Source organism: Kitasatospora azatica KCTC 9699 (assembly GCF_000744785.1).
GTDB classification, from domain to species: Bacteria; Actinomycetota; Actinomycetes; order Streptomycetales; family Streptomycetaceae; genus Kitasatospora; species Kitasatospora azatica.
This window is the reverse complement of sequence record NZ_JQMO01000003.1, coordinates 3,111,496-3,136,794: the sequence shown is the minus strand read 5'-3', so window position 1 is coordinate 3,136,794 and position 25,299 is coordinate 3,111,496. Positions and strand designations below refer to the sequence as shown.

23 protein-coding genes are annotated in these 25,299 nt (G+C 71.0%); 11 read left to right on the top strand and 12 right to left on the bottom strand.

Features of this window, described 5'->3' with window-relative positions; translation table 11 throughout:
• Positions 1 to 294: 294 nt before the first annotated feature.
• Positions 295 to 2,616 carry a SulP family inorganic anion transporter gene (locus BR98_RS24635; RefSeq protein ID WP_035847606.1) on the top strand — a complete coding sequence of 774 codons (2,322 nt, stop codon included), beginning with the start codon at positions 295 to 297 and terminating at the stop codon, positions 2,614 to 2,616.
• A gap of 31 nt (positions 2,617 to 2,647) precedes the next feature.
• Here BR98_RS24635 and BR98_RS24630 read toward each other — a convergent pair whose 3' ends face one another.
• Together BR98_RS24630 and BR98_RS24625 are read right to left on the bottom strand one after the other, a co-directional pair.
• Positions 2,648 to 3,577: a chitinase gene (locus BR98_RS24630; RefSeq protein WP_035853769.1), complete on the bottom strand. Its 930-nt coding sequence runs from the start codon at positions 3,575 to 3,577 to the stop codon at positions 2,648 to 2,650.
• A 157-nt stretch (positions 3,578 to 3,734) separates the two neighbouring features.
• Entirely contained in the window at positions 3,735 to 4,280 is a 546-nt protein-coding gene (locus BR98_RS24625) for a C40 family peptidase (RefSeq protein ID WP_051970170.1), read from the bottom strand.
• A 509-nt stretch (positions 4,281 to 4,789) separates the two neighbouring features.
• Here BR98_RS24625 and acs point away from each other — a divergent pair.
• Entirely contained in the window at positions 4,790 to 6,745 is a 1,956-nt protein-coding gene (gene acs / locus BR98_RS24620; RefSeq protein ID WP_035847603.1) for an acetate--CoA ligase, read from the top strand.
• Between the two features lie 90 nt (positions 6,746 to 6,835).
• Here acs and BR98_RS24615 read toward each other — a convergent pair whose 3' ends face one another.
• Positions 6,836 to 7,981, bottom strand: coding sequence for a serine hydrolase domain-containing protein (locus BR98_RS24615; RefSeq protein WP_051970169.1), 1,146 nt, complete (start codon positions 7,979 to 7,981; stop codon positions 6,836 to 6,838).
• Between the two features lie 1,191 nt (positions 7,982 to 9,172).
• On the opposite strand from BR98_RS24615, the gene BR98_RS24605 reads away from it, so the two are divergent.
• The 5 genes from BR98_RS24605 (at position 9,173) to BR98_RS24585 (ending at position 14,562) form a co-directional block, all read left to right on the top strand.
• Entirely contained in the window at positions 9,173 to 10,474 is a 1,302-nt protein-coding gene (locus BR98_RS24605; protein WP_035847598.1) for a sensor histidine kinase, read from the top strand.
• 103 nt (positions 10,475 to 10,577) lie between these two features.
• Entirely contained in the window at positions 10,578 to 11,222 is a 645-nt protein-coding gene (locus BR98_RS24600; RefSeq protein WP_035847597.1) for a response regulator, read from the top strand.
• 220 nt (positions 11,223 to 11,442) lie between these two features.
• Positions 11,443 to 12,792, top strand: a complete 1,350-nt coding sequence (nhaA, locus tag BR98_RS24595; protein ID WP_051970168.1) for a Na+/H+ antiporter NhaA — start codon at positions 11,443 to 11,445, stop codon at positions 12,790 to 12,792.
• 96 nt (positions 12,793 to 12,888) lie between these two features.
• A complete protein-coding gene (locus BR98_RS24590) occupies positions 12,889 to 13,356 on the top strand; it encodes a phage holin family protein (protein WP_035847594.1) in 468 nt (155 codons plus the stop codon).
• A gap of 216 nt (positions 13,357 to 13,572) precedes the next feature.
• On the top strand, positions 13,573 to 14,562 hold the full coding sequence (locus tag BR98_RS24585; protein ID WP_083977613.1) for an alpha/beta fold hydrolase: 990 nt from the start codon (positions 13,573 to 13,575) through the stop codon (positions 14,560 to 14,562).
• Between the two features lie 567 nt (positions 14,563 to 15,129).
• Here BR98_RS24585 and BR98_RS24580 read toward each other — a convergent pair.
• The 4 genes from BR98_RS24580 to nth form a co-directional block, all read right to left on the bottom strand.
• Positions 15,130 to 15,831 (bottom strand): metal-dependent hydrolase, encoded by a 702-nt coding sequence (locus BR98_RS24580; RefSeq protein WP_035847593.1) that lies wholly within the window; start codon positions 15,829 to 15,831, stop codon positions 15,130 to 15,132.
• 148 nt (positions 15,832 to 15,979) lie between these two features.
• Positions 15,980 to 17,164, bottom strand: coding sequence for a MarP family serine protease (locus tag BR98_RS24575; RefSeq protein ID WP_035847592.1), 1,185 nt, complete (start codon positions 17,162 to 17,164; stop codon positions 15,980 to 15,982).
• A 73-nt stretch (positions 17,165 to 17,237) separates the two neighbouring features.
• The gene (locus BR98_RS24570) at positions 17,238 to 17,879 is read right to left on the bottom strand and encodes an NUDIX hydrolase (RefSeq protein WP_051971163.1); all 642 of its coding nucleotides are present in this window, start codon (positions 17,877 to 17,879) and stop codon (positions 17,238 to 17,240) included.
• A gap of 30 nt (positions 17,880 to 17,909) precedes the next feature.
• Complete coding sequence (nth, locus tag BR98_RS24565; protein ID WP_051970167.1) at positions 17,910 to 18,776, bottom strand: endonuclease III; 867 nt, start codon at positions 18,774 to 18,776, stop codon at positions 17,910 to 17,912.
• Between the two features lie 72 nt (positions 18,777 to 18,848).
• Between nth and BR98_RS39640 the strand changes: the two genes are divergently transcribed.
• Complete coding sequence (locus BR98_RS39640) at positions 18,849 to 19,028, top strand: hypothetical protein (protein ID WP_157537923.1); 180 nt, start codon at positions 18,849 to 18,851, stop codon at positions 19,026 to 19,028.
• Positions 19,029 to 19,230: 202 nt separating this feature from the next.
• Positions 19,231 to 19,905: a Crp/Fnr family transcriptional regulator gene (locus BR98_RS24560; protein ID WP_030240972.1), complete on the top strand. Its 675-nt coding sequence runs from the start codon at positions 19,231 to 19,233 to the stop codon at positions 19,903 to 19,905.
• Positions 19,906 to 20,085: 180 nt separating this feature from the next.
• Here BR98_RS24560 and BR98_RS24555 read toward each other — a convergent pair whose 3' ends face one another.
• The 5 genes from BR98_RS24555 to BR98_RS39635 all read right to left on the bottom strand — a co-directional run bounded on the left by BR98_RS24555 (position 20,086) and on the right by BR98_RS39635 (position 22,843).
• Positions 20,086 to 20,922, bottom strand: a complete 837-nt coding sequence (locus BR98_RS24555; RefSeq protein WP_035847585.1) for an MBL fold metallo-hydrolase — start codon at positions 20,920 to 20,922, stop codon at positions 20,086 to 20,088.
• Positions 20,919 to 21,203 (bottom strand): hypothetical protein, encoded by a 285-nt coding sequence (locus tag BR98_RS24550; protein WP_157537922.1) that lies wholly within the window; start codon positions 21,201 to 21,203, stop codon positions 20,919 to 20,921. Before BR98_RS24550 ends, BR98_RS24555 begins: the two co-directional genes overlap by 4 nt.
• Positions 21,190 to 22,104 (bottom strand): NUDIX hydrolase, encoded by a 915-nt coding sequence (locus tag BR98_RS24545; protein WP_232247516.1) that lies wholly within the window; start codon positions 22,102 to 22,104, stop codon positions 21,190 to 21,192. The genes BR98_RS24550 and BR98_RS24545 overlap by 14 nt, the downstream gene beginning before the upstream one ends.
• A gap of 116 nt (positions 22,105 to 22,220) precedes the next feature.
• Complete coding sequence (locus tag BR98_RS24540) at positions 22,221 to 22,685, bottom strand: RidA family protein (RefSeq protein WP_035847580.1); 465 nt, start codon at positions 22,683 to 22,685, stop codon at positions 22,221 to 22,223.
• Positions 22,685 to 22,843 carry a DUF4177 domain-containing protein gene (locus BR98_RS39635; RefSeq protein WP_100889483.1) on the bottom strand — a complete coding sequence of 53 codons (159 nt, stop codon included), beginning with the start codon at positions 22,841 to 22,843 and terminating at the stop codon, positions 22,685 to 22,687. The genes BR98_RS24540 and BR98_RS39635 overlap by 1 nt, the downstream gene beginning before the upstream one ends.
• 158 nt (positions 22,844 to 23,001) lie before the next feature.
• On the opposite strand from BR98_RS39635, the gene BR98_RS24535 reads away from it, so the two are divergent.
• Together BR98_RS24535 and BR98_RS24530 are read left to right on the top strand one after the other, a co-directional pair.
• Complete coding sequence (locus BR98_RS24535; protein ID WP_035847579.1) at positions 23,002 to 24,057, top strand: ArsA-related P-loop ATPase; 1,056 nt, start codon at positions 23,002 to 23,004, stop codon at positions 24,055 to 24,057.
• Complete coding sequence (locus BR98_RS24530) at positions 24,054 to 25,256, top strand: ArsA family ATPase (RefSeq protein ID WP_051970166.1); 1,203 nt, start codon at positions 24,054 to 24,056, stop codon at positions 25,254 to 25,256. The genes BR98_RS24535 and BR98_RS24530 overlap by 4 nt, the downstream gene beginning before the upstream one ends.
• Positions 25,257 to 25,299 lie beyond the last annotated feature (43 nt).

Sequence of the window (25,299 nt, the reverse complement as noted above, 5' to 3'; positions counted from 1 at the left end):
CTCCGCTGGTCCCGCACGCCACCCGCAGGAGTGAATCTGAGCCCCAGGACTCCCGCACACACTTACGCTATGCAAAGCTTCCATTACTCACCGTTTACCAAGTCTTGATGCATCGAAGCTACGGCCGGGCTTGAGCACCGAGACCCGATGAGACTGATGGTCCGTGAGCTCGCCCCGCCCGTCGGCGCGGCGCCACACCATCCCGCCCCACCGTCGCGACTACGACAGCCGATCCGACCCCCAGCTCCGCCAGCGGACTTGACTGCGTTCGTTCCCCCGGAAAGACGGGAAGCCATGACTCTTCACACGCCTGCCGCCCCTCCCCCCATCGACGTCACCCCGGACAGCCATGCCCCGCCGGAGCCCCCGGGCACCGCCGGCCCGAGGTTTCGCGCGCCGGCGGCGCAGGATCTGACCGCATCGCTGGTGGTCTTCCTGATCGCCGTGCCGTTCTCGCTCGGGATCGCGCTGGCCACCGGAGCACCCCTGACGGCCGGTCTCGTCGCGGCGGCCGCGGGCGGGATCACCGCCGGGCTGCTCGGCGGCAGCCCGCTCCAGGTGAGCGGCCCGTCCGCCGCGCTCACCGTGATCACGGCGGGGCTGATCGCCCGATACGGCTGGCAGGCGACCTGCGGGATCACCATCGCGGCCGGCCTGCTCCAACTCCTGCTCGGCAGCCTGCGGGTGGCGCGCTCCGCGCTGGCCGTCTCCCCCGCCGTGGTGCACGGCATGCTGGCCGGCGTCGGGCTGACCATCGCGATCGCCCAACTGCACGTGGTCCTGGGCGGCGCGCCGCAGAGTTCGGCGCTGGCCAACCTCTCCGCCCTGCCGGCCCAGCTCGCTGGCCCGCACCTGCCGGCGCTCGCAGTCGGTCTGCTCGCCGTCGCCCTGCTCTACGGCTGGCCGAGGCTCCAGCTGCTTCCCGGCCGGGCCGGGCTGCTCGGCTCGCTGCTCGGCCGGGTACCGGCCGCCCTGGTCGCCGTGGCCGCCGGCACGGCTCTCGCGATCGTGGGCGACTTCGAGCTGGCCCGGGTGGAGCTTCCCAGTTGGAGCGAGCACGGCCTGGCCACCGTGCCGCACGGCTCACTGCCGGGTCTGCTCGGTGCGGTCGGGACCGTCACCGTGGTCGCGAGCGTCGAGTCCCTGCTCTGCGCGGTCGCCGTCGACCGGCTCAGCGGTGGCGCGGGGGACCTCAACCGTGAGCTGCGTGGACAGGGCTTCGCCAACCTGGTCGCCGGCGCGCTGGGAGGCTTGCCGGTGGCCGGTGGGGCAGTTCGCAGCTCGGCCAACGTCCAGGCCGGGGCCCGCAGCCGATGGGCCGCCGTGCTGCACGGTACCTGGGTGCTGCTCGCCGCCGTCGCCCTCACCGGCGGACTGCGCCGGATCCCGCTGGCTGCTCTCGCCGCGCTGGTGATGGTGGTGGGAATCCAGATGGTGAGCTTCGCTCACATCAGGCGGGTCCACCGGCACCGCGAGTTCACCGTCTACCTCGCCACCGTGGTGGGCGTCGTGGTGCTCGGCGTCCCGCTCGGGGTGGTTGCCGGCGCGGCCACGGCCACGCTGCTCGCCCTCTACCGCCTCACCCGGGCCCACGTCGACGTGGCCAGGACGACGGACGGCTCCTTCGAGGTCCGCACCCACGGGCCGCTGACCTTCGTATCGGTTCCTCGCCTGACCCGAGCCCTCACCTCGATCCCGGCCGGGGCACCGGTGACGGTCTGCCACGACGGCGCCTTCCTGGACCACGCCGCCTACGAGGCTCTGCACTCCTGGCGGGCCGGACACATCGCCCGTGGCGGCCGGGTCGCACTGCTGACCAACCATCAGCAGGAGGAAGTGCTGGACCCCGACGGCACCGTGCGCCTTGGCAGTACCCCCGGGCCGCACCGCTGCCGGGCATGGACGCCCTGGGTGGGCCACCACTGCATCGACCAGCAGGACGACCCGCACGGGCGGTTGCTGGACGGGGTGCGCGGCTTCCAGGAGCACACCGCCCCGCTGGTCCGTCCGGAGTTGGCACGACTGGCCCGTGAGGGTCAGACGCCCTCCCAGCTCTTCCTGACCTGCGCCGACTCCCGACTGGTCACCAGCATGATCACCAGCAGCGGGCCCGGTGACCTGTTCACCGTCCGCAACGTCGGCAACCTGGTCCCCGCACCGCACGAACCGGGTGCCGCCGACGACTCCGTGGCGGCCGCCGTGCAGTACGCCGTCGAGGTGCTGGAGGTCCGCAGCATCACGATCTGCGGCCACTCCGGATGCGGGGCCATGCAGGCCCTGCTGGACGGCGTCCACGAGCGGCCCGGGCGGCCGACCCCGCTGGCCCGCTGGTTGCGCAACGGGCGCGGATCACTGGCCCGCCTGGCCCGGGTGCCCGCCGAGTTCACGGACCGACCGGTCGCCGACCGGGTGGAGCAACTGTGCATCACCAACGTGGTGCAGCAACTCGATCAGTTGATGGCCAACCCTGCCGTCGAGCGTCGGGTGCAGGCCGGCGAACTCCGCCTGGTCGGGATGTACTTCGACTTCGCGACCGCGCAGACCTACGTCCTCGACCAGGACACCGGCCGGTTCGGTGCGGTCGCCGCCTCGCGGGAGATCGCAAGCGCGGCCTGATCGAAGGCGGCCTTCGGGCCCGGGACCCCGATCAGCCGGTGATCTTGTTGAAGATCTTCGAGTAGGCGTAGCCCGTCGCCCTGTCGTAGCCGTCGACCTCCCAGAAGGCGAGTTCCTGGATCCCCCGGGCGGCGGCGTAGCTCTCCAGAGTGGCGGCATTGGCCTGGGTGAAGTTCTCGTTGTCGTCGTTGCGACCGGCGATCGGGGTCAGGCCCAACTTGCCCCAGAGCTGGGCCGAACTGCCGCCGTAGATCGGCGCCAGCTGCCCGTGGGTGGCCTCGGCGGCGGACTCCGCGTCCTTCAGGGCGTTCTGACCGTTGCCGAAGTCCATGGTCATGATGTCGACCAGGTTGACCTTGACGCCCTTGCTCTTCGCGTCCTTGAGGAGATTGAGGGCGTTGCTCTCCAGGCCGGTCGGGTCGACCGGCACGGTGAAGTCGACCTGCACCGCGGGGTTGGCCTTCTGGAGGGCAGCGAGCGCCTGGTCACGACGGGAGTTGGCCGCGGTGTCGTCCAGGACGCCGCCTTCGATGTCGAAGTCGAGGCGGGTCACTCCGTAGGTCTTGACCACGTTGGCGTAGGCGGCGGTGAGGTTCGCGACCGAGGTGCAGGTCTGGGCCAGTTCGCCGCCCGCCTCGCCGCCGAAGGAGATGATGACGTCGCCACCGGCCGCCTTGAGGGCGCTGACCTGCGGGGTGAAAGCCCCGAGCGCCTCGTTGCCGTCCTCCCACATCGGGGTGCAGCCGGACTTCGGAGTGAGGAAGGCGAGCGTGTAGTACCGCACTCCGCTCGCCTTGCGGTCGGCTGCGAGGTCACCGGCGTCCGCGCCACTGATCTGCAGGTACGGGGCGGTGTAGTGAGCCGGGAAGGTGCTCGCCGCCTGGGCGGGGTGGGCGGTGAGGGTGAGGGCGATCGGCAGGGCGGCGATGACGAGCACGCCAGAGCGGAGCCGCTTGTCCATGGGCAACCTTTCAGATCATGGGTTAGTTAGGTTTCCTAACCCGAGATCAGGATGGTGTCGCCCGCCTCTGGACATGTCAAGGGAACGGACCGGCTCCGGTGCGCGCCGACCCCAGTGCGCACACCCGGCCTCCACGGCACAGCCGGCACCGCGCCAGCTATCGCAGCAGGCTGTCGAGGTCTGCCGGCGTCACATAGCCGGGCCAGCGCCCGTCCGCGAAGAGGTTGACGCCGGCGTCCCGGTAGCACTGGTCCACCAGCTGCGAGCAGATCTGGTGCCGAGTGTCAGCGACGTACCCCTTGAGCAGGGAGTTGCCGGGCACCCGGAAGCGGCGCGTCGCAAGCGCCGCGTAGTCGAGGAAGCTGTACGGAACTCGGAGGTAGCCTCGCGCTGCTGCGACGATCGCGGCTCGCTGATCGTTCGTCAGTTGGATATACGAGCTGGACCAGCGGATCGGGCGACCGTCGTACTCGGCGAGCGGAGCCTGTCGGGCGCCGCCCGGTTCGGCCTCGACCACCTCGCCGTCGCCGACCAGGATGAAGGCGTGCTCGTAGTCGGCATATCCGTCCCCGTTGAGCCATTGACCGATCCGGATCAGGCGGCCGACGCCGCCGTTCATATGGACGACGGCGAAGTCACCGGGCCTCGGCGGCGGGGCGGTTGCGGTAGGGGATTCCGAAGTGATGGCAGGAGATTCCGACATGGGCTCAACTCCACGACAGTGCCACGCCAGCATGGACATCCCACCTGTCGCGAGATCCATGGCCGGCGCGCAGACCCTGCCGCGGCGGTGCAATCACACATCACGCGCGATGGACTGACGACTCGGAACACCGCGGCAGTCCCTCGGCGCCCCCGTCGAGCTGGTAGCTCCAGTGGAGTACCAGGGGTGCCTGTCGTCAAGGCTCGGCGCAGGAGGATCGAGTGATGTGCCCAGGTCCGCGCCGCGCAGCCCGGCGTGCGCCCCGCCGCGCTGCCCGCGCATCGAGCTCCTGGCGCCCGGCAGCACAGGGAGGCGGGCGCCCTTCAGCGATCACTTGACCAATCGAAGGTCTATACCAATTTCTGGAGGCCCCTTGTCAAGCGGCCTGTTCGCCTGGTGAGCTGTCCGCTGGGACACACGGGACAATCCCCAGGCGGGGAGACTCCCGCAGCATCGGAGCTTCTCTCCGCGGGGAAAGCGCCATGAACAGACTCGATTAGGAGTGCGCGTTGAGCAACGAGAGCCTGGCCAACCTGCTCAAGGAGGAGCGGCGTTTCGCCCCGCCCGCAGAACTCGCCGCGGCCGCCAACGTCACCGCGGACGCCTACACCCAGGCGTCCCAGGACCGCCTCGGCTTCTGGGCCGAGCAGGCCCGCCGCCTCGACTGGGCCGTCGAGCCGACCCAGACCCTGGACTGGTCCAACCCGCCGTTCGCCAAGTGGTTCGCCGACGGCACCCTGAACGTCGCGTACAACTGCGTCGACCGCCACGTCGAGGCCGGCAACGGCGACCGCGTCGCCATCCACTTCGAGGGCGAACCCGGCGACAGCCGCTCCATCACCTACGCCCAGCTCAAGGACGAGGTCTCCCAGGCCGCCAACGCCCTGCTCGAACTCGGCGTCACCAAGGGCGACCGCGTGGCGATCTACCTCCCGATGATCGCCGAGGCCGTCGTCGCGATGCTCGCCTGCGCCCGCATCGGCGCGGCCCACTCCGTCGTCTTCGGCGGCTTCTCCGCCGACGCCGTCGCCTCCCGCATCCAGGACGCCGACGCCAAACTCGTCATCACCGCCGACGGCGGCCACCGCCGCGGCAAGCCCACCGCCCTCAAGCCCGCCATCGACGAGGCCCTGGCCAAGTGCCCCCAGGTCGAACACGTGCTGGTGGTCCGCCGCACCGGCCAGGACATCTCCTTCACCAAGGGCCGCGACGTGTGGTGGCACGAGACGGTCGCCCGCCAGTCCACCGAGCACACCCCCCAGGCACACGACGCCGAACACCCGCTGTTCATCCTCTACACCTCCGGCACCACCGGTAAGCCCAAGGGCATCCTGCACACCTCCGGCGGCTACCTCACCCAGGCCGCCTACACCCACCACGCCGTCTTCGACCTCAAGCCCGAGACCGACGTCTACTGGTGCACCGCCGACATCGGCTGGGTGACCGGCCACTCCTACATCGTCTACGGCCCCCTCGCCAACGGCGCCACCCAGGTCATCTACGAAGGCACCCCCGACACCCCCCACCAGGGCCGCTTCTGGGAGATCATCCAGAAGTACAAGGTCACCATCCTCTACACCGCGCCCACCGCGATCCGCACCTTCATGAAGTGGGGAGACGACATCCCCGCCAAGTTCGACCTGTCCTCGCTGCGCATCCTCGGCTCCGTCGGGGAGCCGATCAACCCCGAGGCGTGGATCTGGTACCGCGAGCACATCGGCGCCAACAAGACCCCCATCGTCGACACCTGGTGGCAGACCGAGACCGGCGCCATGATGATCAGCCCACTGCCCGGCGTCACCGCCACCAAGCCCGGCTCCGCCCAACGCGCCCTGCCCGGCATCGCCGCCACCGTCGTCGACGACGAAGCCAACGAGGTGCCCAACGGCTCCGGCGGCTACCTCGTCCTCACCGAGCCGTGGCCCTCCATGCTGCGCACCATCTGGGGCGACGACCAGCGCTACATCGACACCTACTGGTCCCGCTTCCCCGGCCGCTACTTCGCCGGCGACGGCGCGAAGAAGGACGAGGACGGCGACATCTGGCTGCTCGGCCGCGTCGACGACGTCATGCTCGTCTCCGGCCACAACATCTCCACCACCGAGGTCGAGTCCGCCCTCGTCGGCCACCCGGCCGTCGCCGAGTCCGCCGTCGTCGGCGCCACCGACGCCACCACCGGACAGGCCATCGTCGCCTTCGTCATCCTGCGCGGCACCGCCACCGACAGCCCCGAGTTGATCGCCGAACTGCGCGACCACGTCGGCAAGACCCTGGGCCCGATCGCCAAGCCCAAGCAGATCAAGGTCGTCAGCGAACTGCCGAAGACCCGCTCCGGCAAGATCATGCGCCGCCTGCTGCGCGACATCGCCGAAGGCCGCGAAGTCGGCGACACCACCACCCTCGCCGACTCCACCGTCATGAACCTCATCCAGTCCCAGCTGCCGACCGGCGCCGGCGAGAGCTGATCCAGCCGGGTTCCCACCGACAGACACCGGAGCCTCCCGCGCGCTGCGTGGGAGGCTCCGGTGTCTGTCCATCAGTCGAAGGGCACGGGATCACTGGTCCGCCGCGAGGCCGCGGAAGGTCTCGTAGGCGGTCTGCAGGAACCGTCGGCGTCGGTCGGCGGGCGAGCTGACCAGAGCGACCAGCCCGGTGCCGGTCTTCGGGCTGAAGCCGGCGAAGGCCAGGAAGCCCCGGGTGCTGCCTTCGTGGAAGACCAGTTCCCGAGCCGAGCCATCGTGCTCCGGCCCGCCGCGCTCCTCGCCCGTGCGGCCGCGACCGTCGATCGGTTCAGCAGGGCGCTGCTTCCAACCGAGGCACATCCTCGTCCCGGCGAGCCGCCAGGCCACTCGCGGACGGTTGACCTCGCTCAGCGCGATCCGCAGCGAGGAGTCGGGCTCCAGCGGCGGCTGACCCGACATGCGGAACGCGTCGAGGCGGCTGTTCCATGACTTGTCCGCGGTCAGCAGTGCCTGCAGGTAGCGCAGCATGTCGTCGGCGCTGGACCGCAGTGCGGCGGCCCCGGGGAGCGCCGGGATCCGGAACGACGGGACTCGTCGGCCCCGCCGGTAGCCACTGCCCGCCTCCCCGCCCGCCCCGCACGAGGTGTCGACCAGCCCGAGCGGCCCGCACACCCTGCTGGCGAGCAGATCCTCGTAGCGGCTGCCCGCCGCGTTCTGCAGCGCCAGCCCGAGCAGACCGCAGCCGAGGCTGGAGTAGCGCACCTGGGTGCCCGGCGTTCCCCGCACGGGCGTGCGGGGAAGCGAGCGAAGCACATGGGTGACGCCGAAGGTGGCACACGGTCGGGTGAACCAGTACGGCATCGCGCTCGGCAGCAGGCCGACCGGCAGTCGGGGCAGACCGGAGGTGTGGGTGGCCAGGTGGAGCAGGGTGATCGGCCGCTCCTTCGGGTAGCCGGGGATCGAGTCCGCCGGCAGGTAGGCATCGATCGGATCGTCGTACCGGACCTCGCCGCGCGCCACCATCTCGGCGAGCAGCAGGGCGGTGAAGGTCTTGGTGACCGAGCCGAGTTCGAACCTGGTGTCCGCACGGACCGGCCGTCGCGCTGCCGCGTCGGTGAAGCCCCGGCAGGCGACGGTCCGCTCGTCACCGTGGATCACGGCGACCGCGATGCCACTGGTCGGTGCCAGGCCCTGGAAGAGCGGGCGCAGCCGGCGCTCGAGCTGCGGCGAATCAGGCACCGCCAGGGCCTTACCGGTCGTCCGGCGGCCGTCGCTGCGGCGGTTGGGCGGTCCGACGGGCTGCGCCAGGCGGACCGGGCCGGTGCGGCGGGTCGACAGCCCCGACGGCCCGGGGGGACGGTCGGGCGGCGTACGCCTGGCGGGCGGTCCGGTCGGCCCGGGCGGGGCGGACGGCCCCGGCGGGGCGGTCAATCCGGACGGGGTGGACAGTCCGGACGGCACGGGGCGGATCGGCGTCGCGGTCGGGGCGAGCGGCAGGACCGCAGGAGCGGATGCTCCGGAAGGGACTCTGGTGGCCGTGCTGCTCGGGACGGCCGGTGCGGCGGTGTGTCTCGGCGGGACGGTCGGTGGAGCGGTGGGTCTCGGCGGTATCGACGGCGGGGGCGGGAGGGGCGGGCGCCCGGCTCCCGGTAACAGGGGCGGCGCGCTCTGCGCTCCCTCACCCCCCAACGCCGGGTACGGCTCGGCGGACCGGCCGGAGGGTACCGGCGCGGATGGCCCGGCCGGATCGGCCGGTTCCTGAACGGACATGGGGTCTGCCTCCGAGTGGAGTCGAGTGTGCTGCCTGAGCTGGCCGCGTTGAGATGACGATAAGTTCGACCACGCGCGATCGCATTCGCTCAACAGCGTCGAAGACGGCGGAAGTCGGTCGCCATGCCTGCGCCGGCCGGTGCCCACCCGGCCTCGCTCACTGCTCGACTCGTGCTGGCACGAGTCCCCCAACGGGTGCCTGTACGCATCGAAGACGGGTGCCAACGCCCGTGCGGTGGGGTGCCCGAAATCGTCACGCTAGTGCCATGACGAATCCATCGAAGATGCCGGCCGGACCGCCAAGGGTCACGGGATTCCTCGGGCCCGATGGCGCCGCTAAGTCCACCACCATGCGGCAGTTGCTCGGCTTGGAGAAACCCGACTCGGGGCAGTCCGTGAGCGCCACTATGGTCGGCCCGGCCGCGAGGCCGAGCTCCCGGGGCCGCCCACCCTCGACACCGAGTTCGGGGCAGTACGTGTCGGGAGCGGTGCCGGCGGGTGCGCTCGCCATGCTCGGCAGCGGTCACGGCTCCGTCTCCGTCTACACACCTGCGGAGGGCTTCCTGATACTCCTGGCCTGGGCCGTCGTGCTGCTGACGGTTGCAGGCCTGGCTCTCAAGAAGCGGAATGTGTGAGGTCACGATGAGTCGGACTGGCTGGATGCGTCCGGGGCCCATCCTGCGCGAACACCTGACGGCACGCTCCTGGCGTGAGCGGTTCTACTCACTGCTCAGCCTGCCGCTCGCGGTACTCGGGCTTGCTGCCGTGGTGCTCACCGCAGTCCTCGGCCTGCTCTCCGCCGGCCTGCTCTTCCTGCCCATGCTGGTGCTCGCCCTTCGGGCGGACCGGGCCCTCGGATCGCTCTACCGCGTGCTGGCCCGATCCCTCCTGCAGCTGAAGATCGCGACGCCTCCCCGTCCCCCGCGCTCGCCCGGCCTCTCCGGCCTGATGGGGCAGCAACTGGGTGACGCCTCCGCCTGGCGGGTCTGCGGCTACCTGGTGATTCGAATCCCCCTGGGCCTGGCCCAGTTCACGCTCGGATTCGCCTGGTGGGCCTACGCCGTCCTCTTCCTCTGCTACCCGCTCCTGTGGAAGGTGGAGCCGCAGCACGAAGTGGACTCGGCGGGCACCGCCCACTCGTTCGGAATCCAGATCGCCGGCTTCTACTTCGACACCTGGCCGAGGGCGCTCGTGATGACACTGCTGGGTCTCCTGATGCTCGTTGCCTCCCCCTGGCTCGGCCGCCTACCACTGCTTGCCGACCGGTACCTGATGCCCCGTCTGCTCGGGCCGACCGCCGCCTCGAAGCGACTGGCCCAGCTCACGGAGACCAGGACTCATGCCATCAACGAGGCGGCGGCCACTCTGCGCCGCATCGAGCGGGACCTGCACGACGGCGCGCAGGCCCGGTTGGTCGCCCTCGGCATGCGGCTCGGTCGGGCGGAACGCCAATTGGACCAGGGGAACGTCGACCAGAGCCGCACCCTGATCCAGCAGTCACGACAGGAGGCCAAGGAGATCATTGCCGAGCTGCGCGAGTTGGTCAGCGGAATTCACCCGCCCGCCCTGGACGGTGGCCTCGGCCCGGCTCTGACCACGCTCGCGGCAAGGTCGGTCGTCCCCACCAAGGTCCACCTGGACCTTCCCCAACGGCCACCGGCAGCGATCGAGACGATGCTCTACTTCGCCGCGGCCGAGTTGCTGGCGAACGTCGGCAAGCACAGCGAGGCCACCCAGGCATCGATCGGCGTCCGCGCCAAGGACGGACGGCTGCGGTTGGTCGTCCTCGACAACGGGCGGGGAGGCGCCCGCCTGGACGGACCGGGGAGCGGGCTGCGCGGCCTGGCCGAGCGGATCCGTACCGCCGACGGGGTGCTGAAGGTCAGCAGCCCGGTCAGCGCCGCCGGGAACACGATGATCTCGGTAGACCTGCCAGATCCTTCTCAACTCAACAGCGTGTAGTCAACCGGCAGAGAGCACTTGCGGCTCGCCCTCAGCAACACCGGTGACTCTGCCACCATCTGACGGGTCAACACGGCGCCTCAGGAACGGAGCGGTCAGACAGATGCGAGTGGTAGTGGCGGAGGACACCGCGATCCTTCGGGCGGGGCTGGTCCAGCTGCTGGAGGAGGAAGGGCATCAGGTCGCGGCGGCCGTAGCGGATGCCGAGCAACTTCGGGTGGCAGTCCTGGAGCACCACCCGGACTTGGTGGTCTCCGACATTCGGATGCCGCCGACCCACAGCGACGAGGGACTGCGAGCCGTCATCGAGCTACGGGCGGCCAACCCCGACCTGGCCGTGCTGATCTTCTCGCAGTACGTGGAGACCCAGTACGCCAACCGCCTGCTGGCCGGCGGCTCGGCGGGGGTCGGGTACCTGCTCAAGGAACGGGTCCTCGACGCTCAGGACTTCGTGGACGCACTCGAGCGGGTGGCGGCCGGTGGCACCGCACTCGATCCCGAGGTGGTGAACCAGCTGATGGGTGCCAGCCCCACCCGCAACGCGGTCACCGCGCTCAGCCCACGGGAGCAGGAGGTGCTCGCGTTGATGGCCGAGGGGCGCTCCAACGCCGCCATCGCGGCCGGGCTGGTCGTCACGGAGCGTGCGGTGGAGAAGCACGTGGCCAACATCTTCCTGAAGCTGGACCTCCCGGTTTCGGCGGCGGACCACCGGCGAGTGCTGGCTGTCCTTCGGTACCTCGGGGCCTGACGGGCCGACACCCTCAGGGCAGGCCGTGCACGCCTTCCCGATCGGGCGCTCGATGCGGCCATAAAATGCGACAAACCGGATATGTACTCTCGACACCTCGTAGACTGTCAAGGTCGCGACAGGATTGCGACAGTTTCTCCGAGGCGCGCCGGGAAGTCTGGTCGGCACCGCACCACAGGTGCATCCGCATGCCGTTCCCGTGCCCAGGAGGTCCGCCCGCGTGGTCAGCCCACCGCCCAACGACCCGTCAGTCGAGACCCGTCAGCGCCGCCAGTTCCTCGGCCGGCTTCCGCTGCCGGAGCGCCGGTTCCTCGCGGACGCGCTGCGCACCGAGACCGTCGGCGGCATCCTGCTGCTGCTCGCGGCCGTCGTCGCGCTCGTCTGGGCCAACGCGTGGCCCCACTCCTACGAGAGCGTGCTGCACTACACCGTCGGGCCGTCCGCCCCGCTGCACCTGGACCTCTCCTTGGAGGCCTGGGCCAAGGACGGGCTACTCACCGTCTTCTTCTTCGTAGCGGGCATCGAGCTCAAGCGTGAGTTCGTGGCCGGTGAGCTCCGCACCCCGAGTGCGGCGCTCCTCCCGGTGGTCGCGGCGGTCTGCGGGGTGGCGCTGCCCGCGATCGTCTTCGCGGTGGCCAACAGCGGGGCCGGCGGCCACCCCGCCGGCTGGGCCATCCCGACCGCCACCGACATCGCCTTCGCACTCGGCGTCCTCGCCGTGGTGAGCAGTCACCTGCCTTCGGCCCTCCGGGCCTTCCTGCTCACCCTGGCTGTGGTGGACGACCTGATCGCGATCCTGATCATCGCGATCTTCTACAGCTCCGGCATCAAGTTCTGGGCGCTCGGCCTGGCCCTGGCCGGGCTGGTGCTCTTCTGGTTCCTGCACCGGCGTGGGGTGCACGGCTGGTACCTCTTCGTCCCGCTCGCCCTGGTCGTCTGGGCCCTGATGCACGAGAGCGGCGTGCACGCCACGGTCGCCGGCGTGGCCATGGGCCTGATACTGCGCTGCCACCGTGAGGGGGACGAGGTGCAGTCCCCCGGTGAGCACATCGAGCACCTGGTCCGCCCCCTCTCCGCCGGAGTGGCGGTCCCGGTCTTCGCACTCTTCGCGGCCGGCGTGACCATCTCGGCCGCTGCACTCAAGGAGGTCTTCACCCAGGCGATGCCGCTGGGCATCGTGCTCGGCCTGCTGGTGGGCAAGACCGTGGGCATCTACGGCGGCACCTGGCTGGCTGCCCGGTTCACCAGGGCCGAACTCAACCCACAGCTCAAGTGGGCCGACCTCTTCGCGCTCTCGACCCTGGCGGGCATCGGCTTCACCGTGTCCCTGCTGATCAGCGAGCTGGCGTTCCCGGGCAACGCCACCTTGGCCGACCGTGCGAAGGCGGCGGTTCTGATCGGCTCGCTGCTCTGCGCGGTGGTGGCGACCACCCTGCTCAAGCTGCGCAACCGGCACTACCGTCAGCTCTGCGAGGAGGAGGACCGGGACAGCGACGGGGACGGCATCCCGGACGTCTACCAGCAGGACGATCCCCACTGGTCCGGCCGGCCCAGCAGTGCGGGCGGGTGACACGCCGTCCGGCAGGGATGACCCGAAGTGGTGCCCGACTGGCCAGTAGGGGCATGATTCTGAGCTGTCCGGAGTCTCAGCAGAGGAGAAGACCAGATGTCCGCAGGATCCGCAGGCCCGTCCGGCAGCTCCCGCGCGCCCTACGAGGGCGAGCGCTCGGTCGGGCAGCTGTTCGCCGCGGCCACCGCCGATCTCTCGGCCCTGGTGCACGACGAGATCGCACTCGCCAAGGCCGAGATCCGACAGGACGTCAAGCGCGGTGTGGCGGGCAGCGTGTCGGGTGTGGTCGCGGGTGTGATCGCCCTGGCCGCGATCCCGATGGCCAGCTTCGCGGCCGCCTACCTGCTGCACTACTGGGGCGTTCCGCTGGGCGGCGCCTTCGGACTCGTCGCGCTGGCCTATCTGCTGCTGGCCGCCGTGCTGGGCCTGCTGGCCTGGCGGTCGTTCAAGAAGATCGAGCCGCCGCGCCGCACCATCGAGGGCGCGCAGGCGACCGCGGACGTACTGAAGAACGCCCGTCCCCGGCCGGCCACCGCAGCCGAGCGGGCATCGCTCGAGCGCTGAGCGCACCAAAGCTCCGTGCGGTGTCCGCCGTAGCTCCTCCCAGTTCGTACGACTGCCACGGCCTTGTTCCCGGCCAGGATGTGAAACGCTCTCGGTATGCCGCTCGACCAGACGCCCGTTCCGCCCGTGACCACCGCCCCCCGCTTCGTGGCAGGCCGCACCGAGACGGGCCCGCTCGGCAACGACGGGCGTGCGACCACCGTGCGGGCGGCCGTCATGGACGCAACTGTCGACCCGTCGGGCCAGGGAACAGCCCCGGTCGCCAAAACGACGTCCGGTGCCTCGGCCCTCACCACCCGGGCGACCGGATGGAACGTCCGGGCAGCCGGTCCGTGGACCCACCGCGACCTTGCCGCGAACGGCGCGAGGTTCCACATCGCCGAGCAGGGTGAGGGCCCGCTGGTCCTGCTGGTGCACGGCTGGCCCCAGTACTGGTGGGCATGGCGGCACCAGATGGCCGCCCTGGCCCAGGCCGGCTACCGGGCCGTTGCCCTGGACCTGCGCGGCATGGGCGGCAGTGACCGCACACCGCGCGGCTACGACCCGACCAATCTCGCGCTCGACATCACCGGCGTGATCCGTTCGCTGGGCGAGCACAGCGCTCATCTCGTCGGGCACGACAGCGGCGGCTCGCTCGCCTGGGTCGCTGCCGTGATGCGCCCCTCGGTGATCCAGAGCCTGACCGTGGTCTCCGCCGCCCACCCGCGCCACCTTCGGCGCGCACTGTTGAAGGACCGCCGCCAGATGGCCGCCTTCGACCATGTGTTGGGCTTCCAGCGACCGTGGATACCGGAGCGCCGGCTGGTCGCCGAGGACGCTGCTCAGATCGCGCAGTACCTCGCCGACTGGACCGGTCCCAACCAGCTGGATGCCCAGGCGGTGGAGAACTACCGCAACGCGATGCGGATCCCCAGCACCGCGCACTGCTCGATCGAGCCGTACCGCTGGCTGATCCGTTCGATGGGCCGCCCGGACGGCATCCAGTTCGCCCGCCGGATGAAGAAGCCGGTGACCGCGCCGACCCTGCACATTCAGGGTGCGGCCGATCCGGTGCTGCTCGCCCACACGGCGCTCGGCGCGGGCGAGTACGTAGAGGCGCCCTACCGGTGGCGGCTGCTGCCGGGGGTCGGCCACTTCCCGCACGAGGAGGCACCCGAGGAGCTCAGCGCCGAGCTGCTCGCCTGGGTCCAGCAGCACAAGCGCTAGCTGACGTTCTGGTCCGCGGACTCTAAGGCGTGGGCCCCGGTTCGCGGGCTCTGATGCATGAGCCCTGGTCCGTGGGCTCCGATGCGTGGCCCAGCCGTGCCCACAGGTGCCACCTCGTCAATTGCTCTTATATGACTAGATGTTCCTATGACGTAGGCATAGGCCATTTCGCCCGAACGAAGGTGGTTACCCGAACGGGCCCAGGGGCATCCATCAGGCATGACCTGGATGCCCGATCGCGCCGCCGCACCTCGCGGACGACGTGCCAATCGCAGCTCGCAGACCTCCGTAGGCCAGAACACCGCACGCCAGAGCGTCCCCCCGTATCAGGGCGAGTGGCCAGGCAGCGCCTCGAACCAGTCCACCGCGCCACACCCGCTGGGTATCCCCCGCATTCTCGGCCGTCGCGCCCGCTGGGTCAGTGCCCGACTGCGGCGCGAGACCTGAGCGTCCAACAGCCCAGGCCTCGCACCGGTCTCACCCTCAAGCGGCCACAGTCAACTGATCAACGTCAACCGAGCAACGTCAGCTGAGCAACGTCAGATCAGAACCGTCAGCTGAGCAACCTCAGCTCAGAACCGTCGGCTCCAGCGCGGTGAACCAGAGCAGCGCGAAGGTCGCCACCGTCATGATCGGCACCAGGACCTTCGTCTCCACATCGTTCCCGCTGCGCTTGATCAGCACGATCTCGTAGCGCTCCTTGTGCGGCCAAAGCAGCGGCGCGCCCTGCTTGGTGAGGCAGTCGCCGAGCAGGTGGGCCAGGGTGCCCAGGGCCACCGCGTAGGGCAGCCAACCCGGGGCGCTCGGCATCCACTTGTCCATCACCGCCGTGCCCACCACCGCGAGGCCCATGATGGTCAACCAGGTGGTCACCCCATCACCGGGCGGGTGCAGTCGCAGCGACTTGATCGCCAACGCGAGCAGGAAGAACGTCAGGCCCATGGTGAACGGGCGACCCAGGAACTGCACCCCGGCCCAGCTGCCGAAGCCCATCAGAGCCACGAAGAGCAGCGAGTGGGTGGCGTGGCGGTGGCCACCCGAGGCCCAGGCGACGAACCGGCAGAGCACCTTGGAGATCGGGCCGAGGAAGTTGGCGATCGTCCCGTCGTGGTGGTCCAGGTCGGGGAGCAGCGCCGCGCCGGCACAGAGCACCGTGCCGAGCAGGATGTCGGCCGGCTTCAGGTGGGTGTGCAGCACCAGGGGCGGCAGGAACGGGGCTGCGCCCGCGTACAACATCGCACCGCTGACCGCGTGCGAATGACCCATCATGGCCGGTTACTCCTTCGTGTCGCCGTGTGTCCGCCCACTCGAGATCTGCCTGTTGAGCCAATCGAGTGAGCGCGGCCGACGCTATCAGGAGGAACTGACGGACCGCCGGATTCCGTTCCGGGCAAGCGGACGGACACGGTGTCAGCTGTCAGAGTGCGCAGCCCTGGGTGTCCACCCGGCTGCTGGCAGTGCTGCCCTCGGTCGCATCGGGCTTCACCTCGGCCGCGGTCAGCACGTAACCGGTGTCCGCGCTGTCCAGGGACTTGGCGAAGACCACGCCGTAGACCTCGCCGTCGGGGGTCAGCAGCGGGCCGCCGCTGTTGCCCTGGCGGACCACCGACCGGATCGAGTAGACCTCTCGGACCACTTGGCCGCGATGGTAGATGTCCGGCCCGTTGGCCTGGATCCGCCCGCGGATCCGCGCGGGCTGCACGTTGAAGGCGCCGTTCTCGGGGAAGCCGGCCACGATCGCGCTGTCGTTGCTGTGCGCCTCCCCCGCGAAGGAGAGCGGCGGCGCGGTCAGCTTCGGCACTTCGAGGATCGCGATGTCGCGCTGCCAGTCGTAGCGGACCACCGTGGCGTCGTAGAGCTGGCCGGTGCCGCCGATCTGCACGGTCGGCTCGTCGACTCCGCCGACCACGTGGGCGTTGGTCATCACCCGGTGCGGGGCGAAGACGAAGCCGCTGCCCTCCAGGGTCTTGCCGCAGGAGCTCGCGGTGCCGACCACCTTCACCAGGCTCTGCCTGGCCTTGGCCAGCGCCGGACTGCCGGCCAGCGCCGGGTCCGGTGCCTGGACGTCGGTGATCGGCTCGTGCTCGAAGGGGTTGAAGACCTGCGGGAAGCCGTTCTGCGACAGCACCTTGCTGAAGTCGGAGAACCAGTTCGGCGCGTCGGCCGGCAGCGCCTCCTGCACCCCGCCGAGCACCTTGGAGGTGCGGACCTGCTTGGAGACGGTGGGCATCGAGGTCCCGGCGAGCGCCGATCCGATCAGCCAGGCGACCAGCAGCATGGACAGCACGTTCACCACCGAGCCGCCGAGCGCGTCCAGCACCTTGGCCGGACTGCCGCCGATCCGCCCGCGCAGCTTCCAACCGAGCTGGGTGGTGGCCGCCTGGCCGATCGCCGCGAAGACGATCACCACCACGACCGCCACCACCGATGCGGTGGTGCCGGGGCTGAGGTGGCTGAGTACCAGCGGCAGCAGCTGCACCGCGATCAGCCCGCCGCTGAGGAACCCCAACACGGAGAGGATGCCGACCACGAATCCCTGCCGGTACCCGGACACGGCAAAGCCGATCGCGGCGGCGAGCAGCAGCAGATCCAGCACGTTCACCCCGCCACCCTCCCATGGACCAGGTACCGCCCGGCAGCGGACCCGGTAACCGTTCTGTCCCGCCTTACCTACCTCATGGCAGGCCGATAATGCGCGAGCTGTCCCACGGTCGCTCCAGCCCGCTGTAGTGGAGCACCCGGTCGATCACTCCGGCGGTGAACCCCCAGACCACGTGTCCGTCCACCTCGAAGGCCGGCCCGGCGAAGCCCGAGGGGTGGCGGAAGCGACCGCGCCGAGCCGGATCGGCCAGCGCCGCGAGCGGCACCCGGAAGACCGCGCCGGTCTCCCCCGGGTCCACCGGCGCGACCGGGCTCTCCCGCCGCCACCAGCCCAGCACCGGCGTCACCACGAAGTCGCTGACCGGGATGTAGAGGGCCGGCAGCGTCGCGAAGACCTGCACACCGCTCGGGTCCAGCCCGGTCTCCTCGGCCGCCTCGCGCAGCGCGGCCGCCACCGGGCCAGCCCCGTTCGGGTCACCGTCCACCGGGTCCAAGGTCCCGCCGGGAAAGGAGACCTGACCGGCGTGCGAGCGCAGCGAGGGTGACCGCTTGGTCAGCAGCAGGTCGGGGCCGTCCGTCCCCTCGCCGAAGAGCAGCAGCACGGCGGAGTGCCGACCGCCCTCGGCCGGCGGCAGGAAGCGGCTCAGCTGCTCGGGCCGGACCGTCTCGGCCGCTGACCGGACCGGCAGCAGCCAGTCCGGCAGGCCGTCTCGCATGATCAACGACTGCTCACTGTCGCTCTTCACTCAGCCCTCCCCGTCACCCGTGGCCGGTCCACCCGGCGCCACGTCCTCAGCCGCTGCAGCCGCTGCCGGGCCTGCGCCCAACCCCGCCGCCGGACGGCCGGGGTAGTCGGCAGGCGGGCGCAGCCGCTGCCCCGGCTGCCCGCCCATCTCGTACTTGAGCAGCTTGCGTGCCTTCTCGGGGTCGGTCTCGCCCTCGCCGTAGGAGGGGCAGAGCGGCGCGATCGCGCAGGCGCCGCACGCAGGCTTGCGGGAATGGCAGACCCGACGACCGTGGAAGACCACCCGGTGCGAGAGCATCGTCCACTCCGACTTCGGGAAGATCTCCGCGACCGCGGCCTCGACCGCCACCGGGTCCTCCTCGGTGGTCCAGCCGAACCGCCGGGCCAGCCGCCCGAAGTGGGTGTCCACGGTGATCCCCGGCACGCCGTAGGCATTGCCCAGGACCACGTTCGCGGTCTTGCGGCCCACCCCCGGCAGGGTGACCAACTGCTCCAGCTTCCGTGGCACCTCGCCGCCGAACTCGTCGCGCAGCGCGATCGACAGGCCGATCAGCGACTTGGCCTTGTTCCGGAAGAACCCCGTCGGGCGGATCAACTCCTCCAACTCCTCCGGCACGGCGGCCGCCATGTCCTTCGGTGTCGGGTACTTCGCGAACAGCGCCGGAGTGGTCTGGTTCACCCGCAGGTCCGTGGTCTGGGCCGACAACACCGTGGCCACCAACAGCTGGAAGGGGTTCTCGAAGTCCAACTCGGGGTGCGCGTACGGGTAGAGCTCCGCCAACCCACGGTTGATCTTGCGCGCCCGCCGCACCATCGCCAGCTGCGACTCCTGCTTGCCCTTGGCCTTCGGGACCTTGCTCTCTGCCATGGACGAAGGCTACGCCGCCGGCCCGACACCACGAGGTCCGATCCCGCCTAACTCTGCGCGTACCCGGCCAGGATGATGTCCACGGTGCGGTGGAAGCGGTCGGCGAAGTCCAGGCCGGCCTGGATGGAGCGGCTGGCGCCCAGCGAGCAGCGGCGGACGGACCGGCTGGCCGGCCTGGTCGGCCCCTCACTGGGTGGCGCGGTCTACCGGGTGGTCGGCGACGACGACCTCTCCAAGCCGCTGCGCCACTGAGCCCCCATCCGCCACCGCACTCCCCCGAGCGGGGCACTCCGGTGGTTACCAATGCGTACGGATGGCCGCGTACCGGGCTCCACTGCGCACCCCCTCCTCATATGATCGGAGCGACATGCGCCATGCTTGGTGATGAAGAGCACTGTTTCAGCACGTGAGCCGACCGCCTCAGCACCGAGGTCGGCCGAGAAGGAGGAAGCACGTGGACGATGTTCTGCGGCGCGCCGCGCTCTTCGCGGCGCTCGACGACGAACAGGCCGGCGAGCTGCGCGCTTCCATGACCGAGGTGACCCTCGCCCGTGGTGAGTCGCTCTTCCACGAGGGCGACCCGGGTGACCGCCTCTACGTGGTCGCCGAGGGCAAGGTGAAGCTGCACCGGGCCTCGCCGGACGGCCGCGAGAACATGCTCGCGGTGCTCGGCCCCAGCGAGATGATCGGCGAGCTCTCGCTCTTCGACCCCGGACCGCGTACCGCCACCGCCAGCGCCCTGACCGAGGTCAAGCTGCTCGGCCTGGGCCACGGTGACCTGCAGCCCTGGCTGCACGCCCGCCCCGAGGTCTCGATCGCGCTGCTGCGGGCGATCGCCCGTCGACTGCGGCGCACCAACGACGTGATGAGCGACCTGGTCTTCTCCGACGTGCCGGGCCGCGTGGCCAAGGCGCTGCTGGACCTGTCCCGCCGTTTCGGCGTGCAGTCCGAGGAGGGCATCCACGTCGCCCACGACCTGACCCAGGAGGAGCTGGCCCAGCTGGTCGGCGCCTCCCGCGAGACGGTGAACAAGGCGCTGGCCGACTTCGCGGGCCGCGGCTGGCTCAAGCTGGAGGCCCGTGCGGTCGTCCTGATGGACGTCGAGCGGCTCTCCCGCCGGTCGCGCTGACCCGGCGCGGGCGGCAGCCGGCCGAACTCGGCGGGCAGTTGCCCCAGCTCGGAACGCGGCTGCCCCGACTCTGCCGGCAGCCGCCCCAGCTCGGAGCGCGGCTGCCCCGGCTCAGCGGGCAGCCGCCCCAGCGGGCGGTGGCTGCCCCGGCGCAGGCGATACCTGGAGGACCACGGGCACTCAGATGAGTCCGTGGTCCTCCAGGTACCGCAACTGCGCCCGCACCGACAGCTCGGCGGCCGGCCAGAGCGCCTTGTCCACGTCGGCGTAGACCCGGGCCACCACCTGTTCGGCGGTTCGGTAGCCGGCTTCCACCGCCGTCTCGACCTGGGCGAGCCGGGCCGCCCGGTGGGCCAGGTAGTACTCCACGGTGCCGAGCGCGTCGGCCAGCACCGGTCCGTGTCCCGGCAGCACCGTGTGCACGCCGTGTTCTGCGGCGAGGCCGCGCAGCCGGCGCAGCGAGTCGAGGTAGTCGCCGAGCACCCCGTCGGGGTGGGCGACCATGGTGGTGCCCCGGCCGAGCACGGTGTCGCCGGTGAGGATCGCGCCGTCCGCCGGGAGGTGGAAGGTCAGCGAGTCGGCGGTGTGGCCGGGGGTGGCCACCACCCGCAGCTCCAAGCCGCCGACCTCGATCACCTGACCACCGTGCAGCCCCTCGTCGCCCAGGCGGTGCGCCGGATCCAGCGCCCGGACCTGAGTGCCGGTCAGCTCGGCGAACCGGGCCGCGCCGGCGGCGTGGTCATGGTGACCGTGGGTCAGCAGGGTGAGCGCGATCCGGCGGCCCTGGCGTTCGGCCGCGTCGATCACCGTGCGCAGGTGGCCCTCGTCCAGCGGCCCGGGGTCGACCACCACGGCCAGCTCCGACCCGGGCTCGCAGAGCAACCAGGTGTTGGTGCCGTCCAGCGTCATCGGGGACGGGTTGGGGGCGAGCAGGCAGAGGGCGCGCGCGGTGGCGGCCCCGCCGACGGTGTCGGCGGGGTCACCGGGCAGCGCGCCCGAGCGGCTGGAAGCGCTCACCGGCCGCCCTCGGTCGATCGGACCAGCGGACGGATGTCGAAGTCACGGACCAGGGCGCGCGGAGCAGGGTCGGCCGGCAGGTCGGTCCAGTCGCAGCTCAGCGGCCGAACCAGGGCGCGGGGCTCGACGCCGCGCGGCTCCAGACTGCGCGGCGCCAGACTGCGGGGCTCCAGGCTGCGGCACTCCGAACTGCGAGGCTCCGAACCGCGGGGCGCCGAACTGCGGGGCTCCAGGGTGCGGGCGGGGAGGGCACGCACGCGAGCCACGTCATTGTGGATCATCGGTCTGGGGTCCTTCCTCGGGGTAGTCACCATCGATGGTCAGCTCCTCATACCCGGACCATCTGATGGTCATACGATCTCCCGTCAGCTCGGCCTGCCCGAGTACGGGGGTCAGTGTGCGCCGCTCGGACGCTTCGAGCGCCTCGCCCGCCGTCCGCAGCGCCGACAGTTCGCGCAGCACCGAGATGGTCGGCGGCAACATGCCGTACCGCCCCTCGGCATAGCCCTGGACGGCCTCGGCCGGGGAGAGCCAGGCCACCCGGTCCGCCTCGCCCACTTCGCGCGCGGCCCGCTGTCCGGACGGCAGCGCGGCGACGAAGAACCAGGTGTCGTACCGACGCTCCTCGAAAGCCGGCGTCACCCAGCGGGCCCAGCCGCCCAACAGGTCACTGCGCAGCACCAGGCCCTGCTCCCGGCAGAACTCGGCGAAGGAGAGCTCGTGCGCCTCCAGTGCGGCCCGCTCGGCGCTCCAGTCCTGCTCCGGTGCCATGGTGACGGCATCAGGGCCGGCCAGCAGCACGCCGGCCTCCTCGAAGGTCTCCCGCACCGCCGCGCAGACCACCGCCTGCGCCGTCGCCCGGTCCACCCCGAGCCGGGCCGCCCACTGCTCGGGGCTGGGGCCGGCCCAGGCGGGCGCCTGCTCGGCATCGCGCGGGTCCACGCCGCCACCCGGATAGGCGTACATGCCGGCCGCAAAAGCCATCGAGCTGCGCCGCCGCAGCAGGTACGCCTGCGGCCCGGCGGCGCCGTCGCGCAGCAGCACCACGGTCGCCGCGGGCTTGGGCACCGGTGGAGTCAGCCGACCGGCCGCCAGCGCCCGGATCCGGGCGGGCCAGCTCGGCGGCATCGGAAGCGCGGCCGGGGGCACGAGGTGTGTCGAGCCGGGCAGATCAGCAGCCATGTCCGGATGCTATGCACCCGGACACGCTGCTGAGAAGGCCCAACCGATCAAGGCCGGGCGATCAAGCCCGAGCGATCACACTCGGGCGATCACATACAAGCGGTCAGTCCCCGAGGTCAGTCCCGGACCCGGACCTGGATCTCCACCTCGACCGGCGCGTCCAGCGGCAGCACAGCCACGCCGACCGCGCTGCGGGCGTGCACCCCGGCGGCGCCGAGCACCTGGCCGAGCAGCTCGCTGGCACCGTTCACCACACCCGGCTGGCCGGTGAAGTCGGGGGCCGAAGCGACGAAGCCGACCACCTTGACCACCTGCTCGACCTTGTCCAGGTCACCGATCACGGACTTCACGGCGGCCAGCGCGTTGAGCGCACAGATCTGCGCCAGCGCCTTGGCCTCCTCGGCGGTCACCTCGGCGCCGACCTTGCCGGTGTTCTCCAGCTTGCCCTTCACCATCGGCAGCTGGCCGGAGGTCAGCACCTGGTCGCCGTTGCGCACAGCGGGGACGTACGCGGCCACCGGGGCGGCCACCTCGGGCAGGGTCAGGCCCAGTTCGGCCAGCCGGCTCTCAACGGCACCCATCAGTTCTTCTCCCGCTTGAGGTAGGCCACCAGCTGCTCCGGGTTGTTCGGCCCGGGCACCACCTGGACCAGCTCCCAGCCGTCCTCGCCCCAGGTGTCCAGGATCTGCTTGGTCGCGTGCACGAGCAGCGGCACCGTTACGTATTCCCACTTGGTCATGGGGGTGACTCTAGACGGTCGGCGGGCACGGCTGTCCGATGTGAGGTGGGACACAAACCGGGCCGCCGACCGGGTCGGCAGTCGGATGCTCCCGGCATCCGCAGCGGTCGCTGGTTACGCTCGCGAGGAGGGCACCGGCGAGCGGACGGAGGCGGAGCGTGGACTGGGAGGGCGTGCGGCTGCATGTGGTGAGCGGCAAGGGCGGCACCGGCAAGACCACACTGGCGGCGGCACTGGCGCTGGCGCTGGCGGCCGAGGGCCGGCGCACCCTGCTGATCGAGGTGGAGGGCCGTCAGGGTCTCGCCGAGCTGTTCGGGATCGCCGCGCTGCCCTACGAGGAGCGCAAGGTGGCCACCGTCTCGCCCGCCAAGCTGGGGCTGCCCGGTGGCGCCAAGAGCGGCGGGACCGGCGGCGGGACCGGCGAGGTCTTCGCGCTCGCCATCGACACCGAGCAGGCACTGCTCGAGTACCTCGACATGTTCTACAAGCTCGGTCGGGCCGGGAAGGCGCTGCAGAAGGTCGGCTTCGTCGACTTCGCCACCACCGTCGCCCCCGGCGTGCGCGATGTGCTGCTGACCGGCAAGGCCTGCGAGGCGGCCCGCCGCAAGGGTCCGGACGGGCGCCGGGTGTACGACGCGGTGGTGATGGACGCGCCGCCGACCGGTCGGCTCACCAGGTTCCTCAACGTGAACTCCGAGGTGGCGGGCCTGGCCAGGTTCGGCCCGATACACAGTCAGGCCCAGGCGGTGATGGGGGTGCTGAAGTCCCCGGAGACCGCGGTGCACCTGGTCACCCTGCTGGAGGAGATGCCGGTGCAGGAGACCGTGGACGGCTTCGCCGAGCTGCGCGCGGCCGGACTGCCCACCGGCGGGGTACTGGTCAACATGGTGCGCCCGCCGGTGCTGGACGCGGCGGCCGTGGCCGCGGTGCACGGCGACCACCGCGAGGAGGTGGCGCACGCCCTGGTGGAGGCCGGACTCGGCGGGCGCTCGCGCAGTGCGGCGACCCGGCGGGCGGCGGTGGAGCCGCTGCTCGATCCGCTGCTGGCGCAGGCCCGCGAGCACGCCGAACGGGTCGCGCTGGAGCGTGAGCAGCGGACCGACCTGGCCGGGCTGAAGCTGCCCGGCTACGAGCTTCCGCTGCTCAGCGGGGGCGTTGACCTCGGCGGCCTGTACCGGCTGGCTGCCGAACTGAAGCGACAGGGGGCGGCATGAGCCAGCGAGATGAGCAGCCCGGCACCGAGCCCGCAGGGCTGGACGTCGACCGGCTGATCGACGACCCGGCCACCCGGATCATCGTCTGCTGCGGCTCGGGCGGGGTCGGCAAGACCACCACCGCCGCCGCGATCGGCCTGCGGGCGGCCGAGCGCGGGCGCCGCACCGTGGTGCTGACCATCGACCCGGCCCGCCGGCTGGCCCAGTCGATGGGCCTGACCGAGCTGGACAACACCCCCCGCCCGGTCAAGGGGGCGGCCGGTCCGGACGGCCCGGGCGAACTGCACGCCATGATGCTGGACATGAAGCGGACCTTCGACGAGGTCGTGCTGGCCCATGCGGACCCCGAGCGGGCCCGGGCGATCCTGGAGAACCCCTTCTACCAGTCGCTCTCGGCCGGGTTCGCCGGCACCCAGGAGTACATGGCGATGGAGAAGCTCGGCCAGCTGCGCGCCACCGGCAGCTGGGACCTGATCGTGGTCGACACCCCGCCCTCGCGCTCGGCGCTGGACTTCCTGGACGCGCCCAGTCGGCTGGGCTCCTTCCTGGACGGGAAGATCATCCGGGTGCTGATGACCCCGGCCAAGGTCGGCGGGCGCAGCGCGATGAAGTTCCTCAACGTCGGGATGGGCCTGCTCACCGGCACGCTGGGCCGGATCTTCGGCGCCCAGCTCCTCACCGACCTGCAGACCTTCGTGGCCGCGATGGACTCGATGTTCGGCGGCTTCCGGGAGCGGGCCGAGAGCACCTACCAACTGCTCAAGGCGGAGGGCACGGCCTTCCTGGTGGTCGCCGCGCCGGAGCGGGACGCGCTGCGCGAGGCCGCGTACTTCGTGGACCGGCTGGCCGCCGACGAGATGCCGCTGGCCGGCCTGGTGCTGAACCGGGTGCACTGGACCGGGGCACCGCAGCTCACCGCCGAGCGGGCCCAGGCCGCGGCCCAGTTGCTGGAGGAGAACGGCACGGAGCACGAGCCACGGCAGGCCGAGGCGGAGGCGCTGGCTGCCGGGCTGCTGAGGCTGCACGCCGAGCGGGTGGAGGTGATGGGCCGCGAGCGGCGCACCAGGGACCGGTTCGTCTCGGTCTATCCCGATGTGCCGATGGTCGAAGTGCCCGCTTTGGCCGGAGATGTACACGATCTGGACGGGCTGCGACTGATCGGCCGTCAGCTCGCCGACGGACATGGCGAGGCGGACTGACGAGCGGGCACGAGTGACGAGCGAGTCCAGAGTGACCTGCGAG

Bases quoted from the DNA above. Each gene is read 5' to 3' on its own strand.
- BR98_RS24635 (WP_035847606.1), top strand. From the start codon at position 295: ATGACTCTTCACACGCCTGCCGCCCCTCCCCCCATCGACGTCACCCCG.
- BR98_RS24630 (WP_035853769.1), bottom strand. From the start codon at position 3,577: ATGGACAAGCGGCTCCGCTCTGGCGTGCTCGTCATCGCCGCCCTGCCG.
- BR98_RS24625 (WP_051970170.1), bottom strand. From the start codon at position 4,280: ATGTCGGAATCTCCTGCCATCACTTCGGAATCCCCTACCGCAACCGCC.
- BR98_RS24605 (WP_035847598.1), top strand. From the start codon at position 9,173: ATGCGTCCGGGGCCCATCCTGCGCGAACACCTGACGGCACGCTCCTGG.
- BR98_RS24600 (WP_035847597.1), top strand. From the start codon at position 10,578: ATGCGAGTGGTAGTGGCGGAGGACACCGCGATCCTTCGGGCGGGGCTG.
- BR98_RS24590 (WP_035847594.1), top strand. From the start codon at position 12,889: ATGTCCGCAGGATCCGCAGGCCCGTCCGGCAGCTCCCGCGCGCCCTAC.
- BR98_RS24585 (WP_083977613.1), top strand. From the start codon at position 13,573: ATGGACGCAACTGTCGACCCGTCGGGCCAGGGAACAGCCCCGGTCGCC.
- BR98_RS24580 (WP_035847593.1), bottom strand. From the start codon at position 15,831: ATGATGGGTCATTCGCACGCGGTCAGCGGTGCGATGTTGTACGCGGGC.
- BR98_RS24570 (WP_051971163.1), bottom strand. From the start codon at position 17,879: ATGCGAGACGGCCTGCCGGACTGGCTGCTGCCGGTCCGGTCAGCGGCC.
- nth (WP_051970167.1), bottom strand. From the start codon at position 18,776: ATGGCAGAGAGCAAGGTCCCGAAGGCCAAGGGCAAGCAGGAGTCGCAG.
- BR98_RS39640 (WP_157537923.1), top strand. From the start codon at position 18,849: ATGATGTCCACGGTGCGGTGGAAGCGGTCGGCGAAGTCCAGGCCGGCC.
- BR98_RS24550 (WP_157537922.1), bottom strand. From the start codon at position 21,203: ATGATCCACAATGACGTGGCTCGCGTGCGTGCCCTCCCCGCCCGCACC.
- BR98_RS24545 (WP_232247516.1), bottom strand. From the start codon at position 22,104: ATGGCTGCTGATCTGCCCGGCTCGACACACCTCGTGCCCCCGGCCGCG.
- BR98_RS24540 (WP_035847580.1), bottom strand. From the start codon at position 22,685: ATGGGTGCCGTTGAGAGCCGGCTGGCCGAACTGGGCCTGACCCTGCCC.
- BR98_RS39635 (WP_100889483.1), bottom strand. From the start codon at position 22,843: ATGACCAAGTGGGAATACGTAACGGTGCCGCTGCTCGTGCACGCGACC.
- BR98_RS24530 (WP_051970166.1), top strand. From the start codon at position 24,054: ATGAGCCAGCGAGATGAGCAGCCCGGCACCGAGCCCGCAGGGCTGGAC.